General features: G+C 68.4%; 14 protein-coding genes and 1 pseudogene. All 15 read left to right on the top strand.

Annotation, left to right across the window (positions count from 1 at the left end; all coding sequences use genetic code 11):
• Window positions 1-57: 57 nt before the first annotated feature.
• The 15 genes and pseudogenes from motA to GD429_RS29655 all read left to right on the top strand — a co-directional run bounded on the left by motA (window position 58) and on the right by GD429_RS29655 (window position 14,806).
• On the top strand, window positions 58-918 hold the full coding sequence (motA, locus tag GD429_RS29725; RefSeq protein WP_011350592.1) for a flagellar motor stator protein MotA: 861 nt from the start codon (window positions 58-60) through the stop codon (window positions 916-918).
• Window positions 919-931: 13 nt separating this feature from the next.
• Window positions 932-1,951 carry a flagellar motor protein MotB gene (motB, locus tag GD429_RS29720; RefSeq protein ID WP_152862392.1) on the top strand — a complete coding sequence of 340 codons (1,020 nt, stop codon included), beginning with the start codon at window positions 932-934 and terminating at the stop codon, window positions 1,949-1,951.
• Between the two features lie 24 nt (window positions 1,952-1,975).
• A complete protein-coding gene (locus GD429_RS29715) occupies window positions 1,976-2,353 on the top strand; it encodes a response regulator (protein ID WP_034183898.1) in 378 nt (125 codons plus the stop codon).
• Between the two features lie 33 nt (window positions 2,354-2,386).
• Complete coding sequence (gene cheA, locus GD429_RS29710; RefSeq protein ID WP_152862390.1) at window positions 2,387-4,666, top strand: chemotaxis protein CheA; 2,280 nt, start codon at window positions 2,387-2,389, stop codon at window positions 4,664-4,666.
• A gap of 48 nt (window positions 4,667-4,714) precedes the next feature.
• Window positions 4,715-5,230, top strand: a complete 516-nt coding sequence (gene cheW, locus GD429_RS29705; RefSeq protein ID WP_152862388.1) for a chemotaxis protein CheW — start codon at window positions 4,715-4,717, stop codon at window positions 5,228-5,230.
• A gap of 37 nt (window positions 5,231-5,267) precedes the next feature.
• Window positions 5,268-7,229: a methyl-accepting chemotaxis protein gene (locus tag GD429_RS29700; protein ID WP_152862386.1), complete on the top strand. Its 1,962-nt coding sequence runs from the start codon at window positions 5,268-5,270 to the stop codon at window positions 7,227-7,229.
• 3 nt (window positions 7,230-7,232) lie between these two features.
• Window positions 7,233-8,225, top strand: coding sequence for a CheR family methyltransferase (locus GD429_RS29695; RefSeq protein ID WP_152862384.1), 993 nt, complete (start codon window positions 7,233-7,235; stop codon window positions 8,223-8,225).
• A complete protein-coding gene (gene cheD, locus GD429_RS29690; RefSeq protein ID WP_152862382.1) occupies window positions 8,222-9,025 on the top strand; it encodes a chemoreceptor glutamine deamidase CheD in 804 nt (267 codons plus the stop codon). Before GD429_RS29695 ends, cheD begins: the two co-directional genes overlap by 4 nt.
• Window positions 9,022-10,113 carry a protein-glutamate methylesterase/protein-glutamine glutaminase gene (locus GD429_RS29685; protein ID WP_152862380.1) on the top strand — a complete coding sequence of 364 codons (1,092 nt, stop codon included), beginning with the start codon at window positions 9,022-9,024 and terminating at the stop codon, window positions 10,111-10,113. The genes cheD and GD429_RS29685 overlap by 4 nt, the downstream gene beginning before the upstream one ends.
• A 67-nt stretch (window positions 10,114-10,180) precedes the next feature.
• On the top strand, window positions 10,181-10,576 hold the full coding sequence (gene cheY, locus GD429_RS29680; RefSeq protein ID WP_026045350.1) for a chemotaxis response regulator CheY: 396 nt from the start codon (window positions 10,181-10,183) through the stop codon (window positions 10,574-10,576).
• A 1-nt stretch (window position 10,577) separates the two neighbouring features.
• Window positions 10,578-11,309, top strand: a complete 732-nt coding sequence (cheZ, locus tag GD429_RS29675) for a protein phosphatase CheZ (RefSeq protein ID WP_034183906.1) — start codon at window positions 10,578-10,580, stop codon at window positions 11,307-11,309.
• A gap of 262 nt (window positions 11,310-11,571) precedes the next feature.
• Window positions 11,572-12,075, top strand: coding sequence for a DUF2844 domain-containing protein (locus tag GD429_RS29670; protein WP_174422189.1), 504 nt, complete (start codon window positions 11,572-11,574; stop codon window positions 12,073-12,075).
• 16 nt (window positions 12,076-12,091) lie between these two features.
• A complete protein-coding gene (locus tag GD429_RS29665) occupies window positions 12,092-13,345 on the top strand; it encodes a DUF3443 domain-containing protein (protein WP_152862378.1) in 1,254 nt (417 codons plus the stop codon).
• Between the two features lie 162 nt (window positions 13,346-13,507).
• Window positions 13,508-14,006 (top strand): annotated as a pseudogene (locus GD429_RS29660) (VOC family protein).
• A 419-nt stretch (window positions 14,007-14,425) separates the two neighbouring features.
• Entirely contained in the window at window positions 14,426-14,806 is a 381-nt protein-coding gene (locus GD429_RS29655; protein WP_152862377.1) for a DUF805 domain-containing protein, read from the top strand.
• The last annotated feature ends 143 nt before the right edge of the window (window positions 14,807-14,949 follow it).

Genomic DNA, 14,949 nt, shown 5'->3' with positions numbered 1-14,949 from the left:
CTGCCGTAAACCTGTTTAACGGCGATCTTCCCGCCGGTCTTTCATGAGGGACAGGCAGTGCTGATTATCGTGGGAACACTCGTGACGCTGTTGTCCGTCTTCGGCGGTTATGCGCTGGCAGGCGGGCATCTGGGCGCCTTGATCCAGCCCGTCGAGATCCTGATGATCGTGGGCGCCGGCGTCGGCGCATTCATCCTCGGCAACGGTGGCAAGACCATCAAGGCCACGCTGCGCGTGCTGCCGACGCTCTTCAAGGGCTCGAAATACACGAAGGACGTCTATATGGAGCTGATGGCGCTCCTGTACGTGCTGCTCGCGAAGGCGCGCAAGGAAGGCACGCTGACGCTCGAGGCCGACATCGACGATCCGGAAAAGAGCCCGATCTTCACGCAATACCCGAAGATCCTCGCCGATCACCACATCGTCGAATTCCTGACCGACTACCTGCGCCTGATGGTGGGCGGCAACATGAACGCATTCGAGATCGAGAGCCTGATGGACGAGGAGATCGAGACGCACCACGCGGAAGGCGAAGGCCCGGCGCACGCGCTGATGCGCGTCGGCGACGCGATGCCGGCGTTCGGCATCGTCGCGGCCGTGATGGGCGTCGTGCACACGATGGCGTCCGCCGACAAGCCGCCCGCGGTGCTCGGCGCGATGATCGCGCAGGCGCTGGTCGGCACGTTCCTCGGGATCCTGCTGTCGTACGGGCTGATCGGGCCGCTCGCGAGCCTCGCGGAGCAGCGCGTCGCCGAGTCGACCAAGATGTTCCAGTGCATCAAGGTGACGATCCTCGCGACGCTGAACGGTTATGCACCGGCGATCGCGGTCGAGTTCGGCCGCAAGGTGCTGTTCTCGACCGAGCGGCCGTCGTTTTCCGAGCTCGAAGAGCACGTGCGCCGCGTGAAGGCGAAGTGACGCGGAGCGACCGATGAGCAAAAGCAAGGATCGCGCGATCGTCGTCAAGCGGGTGGCCCCGGCGAAGAAGGGCCACCACGGCGGCGCATGGAAGCTCGCGTACGCGGATTTCATGACCGCGATGATGGCGTTCTTCCTGCTGATGTGGCTGCTGAGCTCGGTCACGCCGGTGCAGTTGAAGGGGATCGCCGAATACTTCAACACGCCGCTGAAGGCCGCGCTGTTCGGCAGCGGCGATCGCAACTCGCAGGACTCCAGCATCATCAACGGCGGCGGCCGCGACCTGTCGAGCACCGACGCCGGCACGCTGCGCCGCACCGACGGCACGACGTCGCTCGCCGAGCGCGTCGCGAAGCCGGTCGACGAGCATGCGCAAGCGCAGGCGCAGGGTTCGATCGAGCGGCTCGAGCAGGCGCGCCTGCACGACCTGCAGATCAAGCTGATGGCCGCGATCGAGGCCAACCCGACGCTGCGCCAGTTCAAGCAGCAGATCCGCATCGACTCGACGCTGATGGGGCTGCGCATCGAGATCGTCGATACGCAGAAGCGGCCGATGTTCGCGATGTCGAGCGATCACGTCGAGCCGTACATGCGCGACATCCTGCGCGAAATCGGCAAGACGCTGAACGACGTGCCGAACCGGATCATCGTCCAGGGCCACACCGACGCCGTGCCGTACGCGGGCGGCGAGGGCGGCTACAGCAACTGGGAACTGTCGGCCGACCGCGCGAACGCGTCGCGCCGCGAGTTGATTTCCGGCGGCATGGACGAGGCGAAAGTGCTGCGCGTGCTCGGCCTCGCGTCGACGCAGAACCTGAACAAGGCCGACCCGCTCGATCCGGAAAACCGCCGGATCAGCGTGATCGTGCTGAACCGCAAATCCGAAGAAGCGCTGATGCGCGACGACGCGACGACCACGACGCTGTCGGCCGATGCGGCGGGCTCGAAGCTGCTCGCGCAGCAGCTCGCCGGCCCGTCGCCGGCCGCGCGTCCGGTCGTTGCGAGCGCCGTCGCCGTGGCGCCGAAACCCTGACGTTTCCACGATTCCGAGACAGACATGATCCGAACCATTCTCGCCATCGACGACTCCGCGACCATGCGTGCGCTGCTGCAGGCAACGCTTGCGCAGGCCGGCTACGACGTGACGGTGGCGCCGGACGGCGAAGCCGGCTTCGACATGGCCGCGACCGCGCCGTACGACCTGGTGCTGACCGACCAGAACATGCCGCGCAAGAACGGGCTCGAGGTGATCGCCGCGCTGCGCAAGCTGACCGCGTATGCGAACACGCCGATCCTCGTGCTGACGACCGAGGGCAGCGATGCCTTCAAGGATGCCGCGCGCGACGCGGGCGCGACCGGCTGGATCGAGAAGCCGATCGATCCGGTCGTGCTGGTCGACCTGGTCGCGACGCTGTCCGAGCCGGCTGCTTCCTGAAATGAACGCGACGAATCCAACCGGTGACCGGGCATGACTCTCGATATCACGCAGTTCTACCAGACCTTTTTCGACGAAGCGGACGAGCTGCTCGCGCAGATGGAGCAGCTTCTGCTGAACCTCGACGTCGACTCGCCCGACCCCGAAGACCTGGCCGCGATCTTCCGCGCCGCGCATTCGATCAAGGGCGGTGCGGCGACGTTCGGCTTTTCCGCGCTGACCGATACGACCCACATCCTCGAATCGCTGCTCGACCGCGCGCGCAACCATGAGCTGACGCTGACCAAGGAGATGATCGACGCGTTCCTCGAGACCAAGGACGTGCTGTCCGACCAGCTCGTGGACTACCGCGCGAGCGCCGAACCGGACGCGGCGGCCGCCGCGACGATCTGCGCGAAGCTCGAACGGCTGAAGGCCGAAAGCGGCGCGGGCACGCCGGCGGCCGCTGCGGCCGCGCCGGTCGCCGCTGCTGCCGCACCGGCTGCACGGGTTGCCCCGGCCGCGGAGCTCGCCGCCGGCGGCGATCGCGCGCCCGATCATGTGGTCGAGCAGGCCGTCGCGGCCGCGCATCCGGCGGCCGACGCGGGCGAAGACGGCCCGCACCTGAAGATCACGCTGGTAGGCGTCGACGCGAAGGACCGGGAGCTGCTCAGCGAAGAGCTCGGCAACCTCGGCCGGATCGTCAGCCGCGAGGAAGCGGGCGCCGACCTGACGCTGTGGCTCGAATCGGACGTGCCGTCCGACGACATCGTCGCCGTGTGCTGCTTCGTGATCGACGAAAGCCAGATCCGCATCGCGCATGGCACGGCGCCGGCCGCGCCGGCCGCGCCGGCGGCACCCGCTGCCGCGCAGGACGCCGCGGCACCGGCTGCCGAACCGGCCGCTGCCGCGCAGCCCGCGCGGGTCGAGGTATTCGCGCCGCAGGCCGCCGCGCCGCAACCGGCCGCACCGGCGCCGGCTCCCGCAGCAACCGTCGAGCCGGCCGCGGCTGCCGCAACGGCACAGCCGCAGCAGCAACCCCAGCAGCCGCAGGCCGAACACGCGGCGCCGGCCGCCGCGCATCACGACGACAAGCGCGCGCGCCCGGCCGCCGCGGCCGCATCGGGCGCCGAAGGCAGCTCGATCCGCGTCGGCGTCGAGAAGGTCGACCAGCTGATCAACCTCGTCGGCGAGCTCGTGATCACGCAGGCGATGCTCGCGGAGACCGCGAGCGCGTTCGATCCGGCGCTGCATGACCGCCTGTTCAACGGGATGGCGCAGCTCGAGCGCAACGCGCGCGACCTGCAGGAAGCCGTGATGTCGATCCGCATGATGCCGATGGACTACGTGTTCAGCCGCTTCCCGCGGCTCGTGCGCGACCTCGCCGGCAAGCTCGGCAAGCAGGTCGAGCTCGTCACGTTCGGCCAGGCGACCGAGCTCGACAAGAGCCTGATCGAACGGATCATCGACCCGCTCACGCACCTCGTGCGCAACAGCCTCGACCACGGGATCGAAACCGTCGACAAGCGCGTCGCCGCCGGCAAGGACGCGGTCGGCCAGCTCGTGCTGTCGGCCGCGCATCACGGCGGCAACATCGTGATCGAGGTCAGCGACGACGGCGCGGGCCTGAACCGCGAGCGGATCCTCGCGAAGGCCGCGAAGCAGGGCATGCCGGTGTCCGACAACATCAGCGACGACGAAGTCTGGCAGCTGATCTTCGCGCCGGGCTTCTCGACCGCCGAGACGGTGACCGACGTATCGGGCCGCGGCGTCGGGATGGACGTCGTGAAGCGCAACATCCAGTCGATGGGCGGCCACGTCGAGATTACGTCGCAGGCCGGCCGCGGCACGACCACGCGGATCGTGCTGCCGCTGACGCTCGCGATCCTCGACGGGATGTCGGTGAAGGTCGGCAGCGAGATCTTCATCCTGCCGCTGAACTTCGTGATGGAGTCGCTGCAGCCGTCGAACGACGACATCTACACGGTCGGCAACGGCGAGCGCGTGGTGCGCGTGCGCGGCGAATACCTGCCGCTGGTCGCGCTGCACGAGGTGTTCTCGGTCGAGGACGCGCGCACCGACCCGACGCAGGGGATTGTCACGATCATGGAAACCGAGGGGCGCCGCTTCGCGATGCTGATCGACGAGCTGGTCGGCCAGCAGCAGGTGGTCGTGAAGAACCTCGAAACCAACTACCGCAAGGTGCACGGCATCTCGGCGGCGACCATCCTCGGCGACGGCAGCGTCGCGCTGATCGTCGACGTCGCGGCGCTGAACCGTGAAACCCGTGCGACGCACGGCGCCCGTGGCGGCGCCGAGCTCGCGATGTTCTAACTCTCGCCATACAACCGATTGGGGGCAAAAGTGTCTGCTGAAGTCCAAATGATCAATCCGGCCGCGGCGAACGCGGCAACCAGCCGCCGCGACGCGGAACAAGGCGACGCGACGGGCCAGGAATTCCTCGTGTTCACGCTCGGCGACGAGGAATACGGGATCGACATCCTGAAAGTGCAGGAAATCCGCGGCTACGACAGCGTCACGCGCATCGCGAACGCGCCCGATTTCATCAAGGGCGTGATCAACCTGCGCGGGATCATCGTGCCGATCGTCGACATGCGGATCAAGTTCCATCTCGGCCGCGTCGAGTACGACCACCAGACCGTCGTGATCATCCTGAACGTCGCGCATCGCGTGGTCGGGATGGTGGTCGACGGCGTGTCGGACGTGCTGACGCTGCAGACCGACCAGATCATGCCGGCGCCGGAATTCGGCGCGACGCTGACGACCGAGTACCTGACGGGCCTCGGCACGGTCGACGGCCGGATGCTGATCCTGATGGACATCGAGAAGCTGATGTCGAGCCGTGAAATGGCGCTGATCGAGGCGCTCGGCGGTTAAGTGCGCCGCGCGCGCAGGAATTTCGGGAGAATCTGCAATGTTGCATAACTGGTCGATCCGCACGACGCTCACGGCGGTCGGACTCATTCTCGTGTGCCTGGCCGCCGCGGTCGGCGGGCTCGGCCTCTACGCGCTCGATCACGCGAGCCGTTCGCTCGACGAGATCGCGCACGTCGACCTGCCGGCGATCCACACGCTGGACGACACGGCCGCGCACCTGCTGCGCTCGCGCGTTGCGCTCGACCGCTTCCGTACGCTGACCGAAGCCGGCAATGCGGCCGAGGCGGCGAAGGTGCTCGACCGGGCGCAGGAGCTGTATACGAAGTCGAACCAGAACTGGCAGGCGTTCCAGTCGATTCCGAAGCTCGGTGTCGAGCAGGCGCTCCTCGACGAGCTCACCGCCCGCTACACGACGATCGTGAAGGAAGGCGTCGAGCCCGAATTTGCCGCGGCGCGCGCGGGCGACATGGCGGCGTACCACGCGATTGCCGACGCGAAGATCAGCCCGATGTTCGTCGCGTTCGACCAGACGGCGGCGGCCGTGATCGCATCGCTGCAGAAGCGCGCGGAAGAGCGCCAGGCCACGACGCAGACGCAGATCTCGCTGATGGTCGCGCTGATCACGGCCGGCATCGCGATCGCGTTCGTCGTCGTGATCGCGATCCGCTTCGCGATGCGCGGGCTGATCGTGAAGCCGCTCGAGGACGCGATCGCGCACTTCGAGCGGATCGCCGGCGGCGACCTCACGCAGCCGGTGAACGTGTCCAGCACGAACGAGATGGGACGCCTGTTCGGCGGTATCAAGCGGATGCAGGACGCCGTCACGACGATGGTGCAGTCCGTGCATCGCGGCACCGAATCGATCGACGTCGGCGCGCGCGAGATCGCGACCGGCAACATCGACCTGTCGCAGCGCACCGAGGAGCAGGCCGCGTCGCTGCAGGAAACCGCGTCGAGCATGGAGCAGTTGACTGGCACCGTGCGGCAGAACGCGGAGAACGCGCGGCAGGCGAGCCAGCTCGCGGTGAACGCGTCGGACATCGCGACGCAGGGCGGCGAGGTGGTCGGCCAGGTCGTGTCGACGATGCAGGACATTGCGGCAAGCTCGGGCAAGGTCGTCGACATCATCGGCACGATCGAAGGCATCGCGTTCCAGACCAACATCCTCGCGCTGAACGCGGCGGTCGAGGCCGCCCGTGCGGGCGAGCAGGGCCGCGGCTTCGCGGTGGTCGCGGGCGAGGTGCGCTCGCTCGCGCAGCGCAGCGCGAGCGCCGCGAAGGAAATCAAGCAGCTGATCGGCGATTCCGTCGGGAAGGTCGACAGCGGGTCTGCGCTCGTCGCGCGCGCGGGCACGACGATGGACGAGATCGTGCAGGCCGTGCGCCGCGTGACCGACATCATGGGCGAGATCAGCGCCGCGTCGGAAGAGCAGTCGACCGGCATCGAGCAGGTCAACCGCGCGGTCGGCCAGATGGATTCGGTTACGCAGCAGAACGCGGCGCTCGTCGAGCAGGCGGCGGCCGCGGCCGCGTCGCTCGAGGAGCAGACGCGCCAGATGAAGACGATCGTGTCGGCCTGGCGCGTGGCGGGCGGCATCGCGCTCGCGCCGGCGCGCGGCGTTGCGCGGCCGGTCGCGCACGAGCCGTCGGAGCCGCATCGCGACGCTGCGCCGGTCGCCGCGCTGCCGGCACCGCAGGCTGCCGCACAACCGGCACGGCGCGCCGCGCCGGCGTCGCATGCGGCTACGTCGGCCGCGGCGGGCGCCGCGGGCGCAAGCCAATCGAAGCGCGCGGCCGACCCCGGCGCGCGCGCGCAGAAGGAAGCACCCGCGTCCCGCGGCGCCGCTGCAGGCGGCTACGGGCCGCGTCTCGCGAAGTCGGCCGCCGCCCCGGCGGACAAGCCGGCCGCAAAGCCCGCGCTCGTGCGCCCCGCGCTGAACGGCGAGAAGCCGGCGCTGGCCGCGGCCGGCACGTCCGACGACGACTGGGAGACCTTCTAAGCCATGCCGAACGCGCGCGCGCCGTTTCGACCCGATGCACCGGATGCCTCGCCTCGCGCGGGCGAGCCGGGGCGCGACTTCGCGTTCACGGGCGCGGATTTCGCACGCATCCGCGCGCTGATCCACCAACGCGCGGGGATCTCGCTGTCCGAGCACAAGCGCGACATGGCGTACAGCCGTCTCGCGCGGCGGCTGCGCGCGCGCGGCCTCGACACGTTCCGCGACTACCTCGACCTGCTCGAGCAGGAAGACGATCCGCTCGAGTGGGAAGCGTTCACCAATGCGCTGACCACGAACCTGACCGCGTTCTTCCGCGAGTCGCACCACTTCCCGATCCTGTCGGCGTTCGTGAAGGGGCGGCCGGCGCCCGTGTCGGTGTGGTGCTCGGCGGCATCGACCGGCGAAGAGCCGTACTCGATCGCGATCACGCTGATCGAGGCGCTCGGCGAATCGGCGGCGCGCGGCGCATCGATCCTCGCGACCGATCTCGACACGCAGGTGCTCGCGAAGGCGGAAGCCGGTATCTATACGTACGACCAGGTCAAGCACCTGTCGCCCGAGCGGCTGAAGCGCTTCTTCCTGAAGGGCACGGGCGCGCAGGCCGGCCGCGTGAAGGTGCGCCCCGAGCTGCGCGCGATGATCCGCTTCGAGCAGTTGAATTTGACCGATGCGGACTACGGGATCGCGAAGCCGTTCGACGCGATCTTCTGCCGCAACGTGATGATCTATTTCGACAAGCCGACGCAGGGGCAGGTGCTGTCGCGCTTCGAGCCGCTCGTGAAGCCGGGCGGGCTGCTGTTCGCCGGTCATTCGGAGAACTTCACGTACGTCACGCAGGCGTTCCGGCTGCGCGGGCAGACGGTGTACGAACTGACGCGCGACGCCGCGCAGGGTGCGCGGCCGCGTGGCGCGCAGGCGCCCGCGGCGGCCGCCATGCCGTCGCCCGTGCGTGCGCGGGCCGCGGACGCCGCGCCCGCCTATGGAGATCGCGGATGAGCGCACTGCCGATCGCGACCAATCGCTATTTCGACAACCACTTCGGCCGTCCCGGCGTGAAGCTGTTGCCGAACGAGTTCTACACGACGTCCGAGGACATGGTGCTGATGACCGTGCTCGGCTCGTGCGTGGCCGCGTGCCTGCACGACCCGTACGCGGGCATCGGCGGGATGAACCACTTCATGCTGCCCGACGACGGCACCGATCCGGGCGCGGCCGCGTCGGAATCGATGCGCTACGGCGCGTACGCGATGGAAGTGCTGATCAACGAGCTGATCAAGGCCGGCGGGCGCCGCGAGCGCATCGAGGCGAAGGTGTTCGGCGGCGCGGCCGTGCTGGCCGGGATGACGACCATCAACATCGGCGATCGCAACGCGGATTTCGTGCGCCGCTACCTCGCGCTCGAACGCATCCGCATCACGGCGGAAGACCTGCAGGGCGTGCACCCGCGCAAGGTCGCGTTCATGCCGCACACGGGGCGCGCGATGGTGAAGAAGCTGCGGCTGCAGGTGCCGGGCGTCACCGAGCGCGAAGCCGCGCTCGCGCGCGAGGCCGAGCGCGCCGCCCGGCCGCGCGCACACGTCGAGCTGTTCGCGGCGAAGCGGCCGGCCGCGCCGCAGCCGGCGCGCCCGCGCATCGAGCTGTTCGGCGCGCGCGGCGCGAGCCCGGGCGGCACCGGCGCGGGCACCGGCACCGGCGCGGGCAGTGCCGCCGGTGTGCGGGCGGCGAACCCATATGCCGGGAGCCCGGGCGCCGGAAGCGCGTACGCGGGGAACCTATCGAAAAAGCAGGAGGCATGACCGCAGTGCAGAAGATCAAAGTATTGTGCGTCGACGATTCGGCGCTGATCCGCAGCCTGATGACGGAGATCATCAACAGCCAGCCCGACATGACGGTGTGCGCGACCGCGCCCGATCCGCTCGTCGCGCGCGAGCTCATCAAGCAGCACAACCCCGACGTGCTCACGCTCGACGTCGAAATGCCGCGCATGGACGGGCTCGACTTCCTCGAGAAGCTGATGCGCCTGCGGCCGATGCCGGTCGTGATGGTGTCGTCGCTGACCGAGCGCGGCTCGGAGATCACGCTGCGCGCGCTCGAACTGGGCGCGGTGGATTTCGTCACGAAGCCGCGCGTCGGGATTCGCGACGGGATGCTCGACTACGCGGAAAAGCTCGCCGACAAGATCCGCGCGGCGTCGCGCGCACGCGTGCGGCAGGCGCCGCAGCCGCAGGCCGCCGCGCGCACGGCGGACAGCCAGCCGGCCGCGCCGATGATCAACAATCCGCTCGTCAGTACCGAGAAGCTGATCATCATCGGCGCGTCGACGGGCGGCACCGAGGCGATCCGCGAAGTGCTGACGCCGCTGCCGCCGGATGCGCCGGCGGTGCTGATCGCGCAGCACATGCCGCCGGGCTTCACGAAATCGTTCGCGCAGCGGCTGAACGGCCTGTGCCGGATCGCGGTGAAGGAAGCCGAGCACGGCGAGCGCGTGCTGCCGGGCCATGCGTACATCGCGCCGGGCCATGCGCACCTGCTGCTCGCGAGAAGCGGCGCGAACTACATCGCGCAGCTGTCGGACGAGCCGCCGGTGAACCGCCACCGCCCGTCGGTCGACGTGCTGTTCCGCTCGGCGGCGACGCACGCGGGCAAGAACGCGATCGGCGTGATCCTCACCGGGATGGGCCGCGACGGCGCGGCCGGCCTGCTGGAAATGAAACGCGCGGGCGCTTACACGTTCGCCCAGGATGAAGCGAGCTGTATCGTGTTCGGGATGCCGCGCGAGGCGATCGCGCTCGGCGGCGCGGACGAGATCGCACCGCTCGCCGACATGAGCCGCCGCGTGATGGCGCGACTGGCGACGATGGGCGACCGCGTGCAGCGCGTGTGAATGGAATGTCACGGGGCGCGTGCCACGATACGCGTCCCGACGGAAACGAATCTGGAAAGGAACGACGATGGACAAGAGCATGAAAATCCTGGTGGTGGACGATTTCCCGACGATGCGCCGGATCGTCCGCAACCTGCTCAAGGAACTGGGCTACACGAACGTCGACGAGGCCGAGGACGGCGCGGCCGGTCTCGCGCGGCTGCGCGGCGGCGGCTTCGACTTCGTGATCTCGGACTGGAACATGCCGAACCTCGACGGCCTCGCGATGCTGAAGGAAATCCGCGCGGACGCGACGCTCACGCACCTGCCGGTGCTGATGGTCACGGCCGAGTCGAAGAAGGAGAACATCATCGCGGCCGCGCAGGCGGGCGCGAGCGGCTACGTCGTGAAACCGTTCACGGCCGCGACGCTCGACGAGAAGCTGAACAAGATCATCGACAAAATGGCGAAGACCGGGAGCTGACGTGAACGAGCCGATCCATGCGGCGCTCGCCGGCGCGGGGTTCAGCGCCGACAGCCACCCAGAAGGCGCCGATTTCGCGAGCGACCGCATTCTCGCGCGCATCGGCCAGGTCACGCGGGCGCTGCGCGATTCGATGCGCGAGCTCGGGCTCGACAAGCATGTCGAGCGCGCGGCGGAAGCCGTGCCCGATGCGCGCGACCGGCTGCGCTACGTCGCGACGATGACCGAGCAGGCCGCCGTGCGCGTGCTGAATGCGATCGAGGTCGCGAAGCCCATGCAGGAGCGCATCCAGAACGAGGCCGAGGCGCTCGACGCGCGCTGGGCGCAGTGGTACGCGGCGCCGATCGAGCACGCGGAAGTGCGCGAGCTGATGGACGACACGCGTACGTTCCTGCGCACGCTGCCCGAGTCGACGTCGGCGACCAGCGCGCAACTGCTCGAGATCATGCTCGCGCAGGATTTCCAGGACCTGACCGGGCAGGTGATCAAGAAGATCATGGACATGGTCTACCTGATCGAGCAGCAGCTCCTCACCGTGCTCGTCGAGAACATCGCGCCCGAGCGGCGCGAACAGTTCGCGGCTACCGCGGCCGCGCTCGCGGCCGAGCAGATGAGCTCGACCGGCAGCCCCGAATCGCTGCTGAACGGCCCGCAGATCGCGCCGGAAGGCAAATCCGACGTGGTCCAGGACCAGGGGCAGGTCGACGACCTGCTCGCGAGCTTGGGTTTCTGATCCTGCCGCGGCGCATCGGCGCGCCCCGTTTCGCGGGGCCGCCCGATGCGTGCGTCGCGCCGTTCCCACCACGTTTTCCCACGCTCGCCGCGCACGCGCGACGCTGTACGGGCTGTGTCGAATTGACACTTTGACACACTCAGCAGGCATACTACGCGTCAGCAGCAACGGAGCGTCATTCATACGACTTTCATATGTTGGCTGGCGGCGCGGGCACGATGGCTGCGCCTCCGGCAACGAAGCCAGTCCCTTGGGAGGGAACGTGAAGCTGGAACGCTTGGGCTGGGCCGTCGCGCACGCGGCGGCTGCAATGGGTGTGCTGTGGACCGTCCACGCACACGCGGAACTGGGCGGCGCGCCGATGTCGCCGCCGGCGGACGATCAGGCTGCAACCGTGCGTGCGATGCAGCGCGCGATGCGCTCGGCCGACGGCGTGCAGACGAGCACGGCCGCCTATACCGTCCGCGAGATCACGCTCGGATCGGGCACCGTCATCCACGAATACACGTCGGCCGCCGGCAGCGTGTTCGGCCTCGCATGGCGCGGGCCGACGATGCCGGATCTCGCGTCGCTGCTCGGCAGCTATTTCCCGCAGTACACCGCCGGCGTCCAGGCGGCGCACGCGGCGCGCGGCTGGCGCGCGCCCGTGTCCGTCGACACCAGCGGCCTCGTGATCCGGACGGGCGGCCACATGGGCGCCTTCTCGGGCCAGGCGTGGCTGCCGGCGGCGCTGCCTGCCGGCCTCGCCGGCAACGACATCCAGTGACAGCGGGAGAGCGATCTTGAGAATTCCTCGTAAATTCAAGCGCTGGCTCGGCGTGCTGGGCCTCGCGGCCGCGACGGCCGTGCTCGTGACGGCATGCGGCGGCGATGGCGGCGGCGATGGCGGCGGCAGCTCCGGCAACAACGGCGGCGGCAACGGTTCGACCGTGTCGGACGGCAATACCGCGAACACGGCCGTCATCACCGTCGGCACCGGCGCCGCGAACGTGATCAACATCCCGACCGTCAGCGTGAAGGTCTGCGCGCCGGGCACGTCGACCTGCCAGGTGGTCAACAACGTGCTCGTCGATACCGCGTCCTACGGGCTGCGGCTCGTCGGCAGCGCGGCGTCGGGCGTGCTCAACAGCCTGCCGCAGGTGACGAGCGGCGGCGCGCCGGTCGCAGAGTGCGGCAAGTTCGTGTCGAGCTACACGTGGGGCTCGGTGCGCACGGTCGACCTGTCGATCGGCACCGAACAGGCGAACTCGCTGCCCGTGCAGATCATCGGCGACCTCGGCACGACGAACGTGCCGAGCTCGTGCACGAACGGCGGCGCGTCGGCCAACACGGTGCGCGACCTCGGCGCGAACGGCATCCTCGGCATCGGGCCTGCACCGGTCGACTGCGGCACGACCTGCGCGACGTCGACGTCGTCGAGCAACAACTACTACGCGTGCCCGAACGGCAATGCGAGCTGCGCGATCGCGCTCGTGCCGGTCGCGCAGCAGGTCGCCAACCCGGTTCATCGTTTCGCGACCGACAACAACGGCGTGATCGTGCAGATGCCGACCATCTCGACCAGCGGGCAGGCCAGCGCGACGGGCCTGCTGATCTTCGGGATCGGCACGCAGGGCAACAACGGGCTCGGTGCGTCCACCGTCATGACGTCGACCACGACGGGCGACGTCAGCGCGTCGTTCCTCGGCAGCACGGTGACGGCTTTCTTCGATACCGGTTCGAACGCGTATTTCTTCAACGATTCGGCGCAGACGGTCTGTTCGAGGAACACGCAGTTCTACTGCCCGTCGTCGACGACCACCTATACGGCGACGCTGACCGGCCAGAACAGCGCGAGCGGCACCGTGTCGATGCCCGTCGCGAACGCGGATACGCTGTTCTCGAACGCGTCGACGTTCGCGTTCAACGACATCGCGGGCCCGTTCGGTTCGTCCGGATGGCTCGATCTCGGCATGCCGCACTTCTACGGCAAGACGATCTACTTCGGGATGGACAAGCGCTCGAGCGGCGGCGCGGCGCCTTTCGTCGCGTTCTGACGCGGCACGGCCGCAGGCAGCAAAGAGGGGGCGAGCAATCGCCCCCTTTTTTTATCCGGAAACCGCGCGCGCACTACGGATCGGATCGCCGCCGTGCGCGGGCGCAGCACCTACGATGTAAGACCGGCACCGGTGCCGGCACGACATCGAGGAGACAGCGCCATGAGCCAGCGCATACAACGCATCACGCCGTTCCTGTGGTTCGACCACGACGCCGAGGCGGCCGCCGGTTTCTACGTGTCGGTGTTCGACAACGCGCGCATCGTGCACGTCGCGCGCTACGGCAAGGCCGGCGCGCACGCGTCCGGGCAGGCCGAGGGCGCGGTGATGACGGTTGCGTTCGAGCTCGACGGGCAGGCGTTCGTCGCGCTGAACGGCGGCCCCGTGTTCCAGATGACGCCGGCCGTGTCGTTCGTCGTCAACTGCCGCGACCAGGACGAGATCGACCGCTACTGGGCACGCCTGTCCGAAGGCGGCGACGAGCGCGCGCAAGCAGTGCGGCTGGCTGCGCGACCGTTTCGGCGTGTCGTGGCAGGTCGTGCCCGTGCAGATGTCCGAGCTGATGACGGGCGATCCGGCACGCGCCGAGCGCGTGATGGCGCAGGTAATGACGATGAAGAAGCTCGATCTCGGTGCGCTGCAGCGGGCGGCGGCCGGTTAGGGCCCGGGCCGGAAGCCGGCCGTCGCGCACCGCCGTCGTATGGTCGAGGAAGCGGTGGCCGGGCCCGTACGCGGCGCTTTCGACGCGCGCCGCGTCGGCCGGAGCGATGGCGTAATACCGGCCGGTAAATCGAATGCCGCGCGACCGGATCGATTATCGATCGCGCCTGGATTCATTCGGTTGTAATCAAATGCTGGATTATCCGAGGCTGTCGACTCTGTCAGGTCTTCAAGATTTATTAAAATGACGCGGCATGCAAGTCCGTGGCGCGACATCACGCCATGACAGCCGTTCCAGCGCCGTGCGACGGGGTGTACGCCGGCCCGGCATGTGAAAAGAGATGGAGCCTGCCGAAATTCAAACATATAATTCCGGCGTTGTTTCCGGGGTCGCCAATATAAAACAGGAGGGTAATAAAGATGAATTTTTCCGAGGCTGTTCGTTCCGTACTCAATCAATACGCGAAATTCGAAGGCCGTGCGCGTCGTGCCGAATACTGGTATTTCGCGCTGCTGACCGGCGTTCTTTCGGTCGCTGCACAGGTGATCGGCGCGATCGGCCGCGACGCGAGCCTGATCATGCTGCTGCTGCTCGGCGCGATCTTCCTGATTTCGCTGGCGCTGATCATTCCGAGCATTGCGGTCAGCGTGCGCCGCCTGCACGATACGAACCGCTCGGGCTGGTTCCTGCTGCTCGGGTTCATTCCGATCGTCGGCGCGATCCTGCTGCTCGTGTGGATGTGCTCGCGCGGCACCGCAGGTCCGAACCGCTTCGGCGAGGATCCGATCCCGGCGGTCTGAGCGCCGCCCGCCCCGACGCGCGACGCCGTCGCGTCGGGGCCTGATTTCCCCGCTTTTCCCGCTTCTTCGCTTCACCGTTCCCCGCTTCATTCCGCCACCGTCCCGTCCGGGAACCTCGCCGGGAACCGCGCTCCACCGTCGCG

It is taken from the genome of Burkholderia sp. BE17 (assembly GCF_009362305.1).
Classification (GTDB): domain Bacteria; phylum Pseudomonadota; class Gammaproteobacteria; order Burkholderiales; family Burkholderiaceae; genus Burkholderia; species Burkholderia pyrrocinia_C.
Note: the sequence above shows the minus strand (reverse complement) of the source record. Positions and strands in the feature narration are given on the sequence as shown.

Excerpts from the sequence above, each read along its gene's own strand:
- motB (WP_152862392.1), top strand. The coding sequence starts at position 932 with ATGAGCAAAAGCAAGGATCGCGCGATCGTCGTCAAGCGGGTGGCCCCG.
- GD429_RS29715 (WP_034183898.1), top strand. The coding sequence starts at position 1,976 with ATGATCCGAACCATTCTCGCCATCGACGACTCCGCGACCATGCGTGCG.
- cheA (WP_152862390.1), top strand. The coding sequence starts at position 2,387 with ATGACTCTCGATATCACGCAGTTCTACCAGACCTTTTTCGACGAAGCG.
- cheW (WP_152862388.1), top strand. The coding sequence starts at position 4,715 with ATGATCAATCCGGCCGCGGCGAACGCGGCAACCAGCCGCCGCGACGCG.
- GD429_RS29700 (WP_152862386.1), top strand. The coding sequence starts at position 5,268 with ATGTTGCATAACTGGTCGATCCGCACGACGCTCACGGCGGTCGGACTC.
- GD429_RS29695 (WP_152862384.1), top strand. The coding sequence starts at position 7,233 with ATGCCGAACGCGCGCGCGCCGTTTCGACCCGATGCACCGGATGCCTCG.
- cheD (WP_152862382.1), top strand. The coding sequence starts at position 8,222 with ATGAGCGCACTGCCGATCGCGACCAATCGCTATTTCGACAACCACTTC.
- GD429_RS29685 (WP_152862380.1), top strand. The coding sequence starts at position 9,022 with ATGACCGCAGTGCAGAAGATCAAAGTATTGTGCGTCGACGATTCGGCG.
- cheY (WP_026045350.1), top strand. The coding sequence starts at position 10,181 with ATGGACAAGAGCATGAAAATCCTGGTGGTGGACGATTTCCCGACGATG.
- GD429_RS29655 (WP_152862377.1), top strand. The coding sequence starts at position 14,426 with ATGAATTTTTCCGAGGCTGTTCGTTCCGTACTCAATCAATACGCGAAA.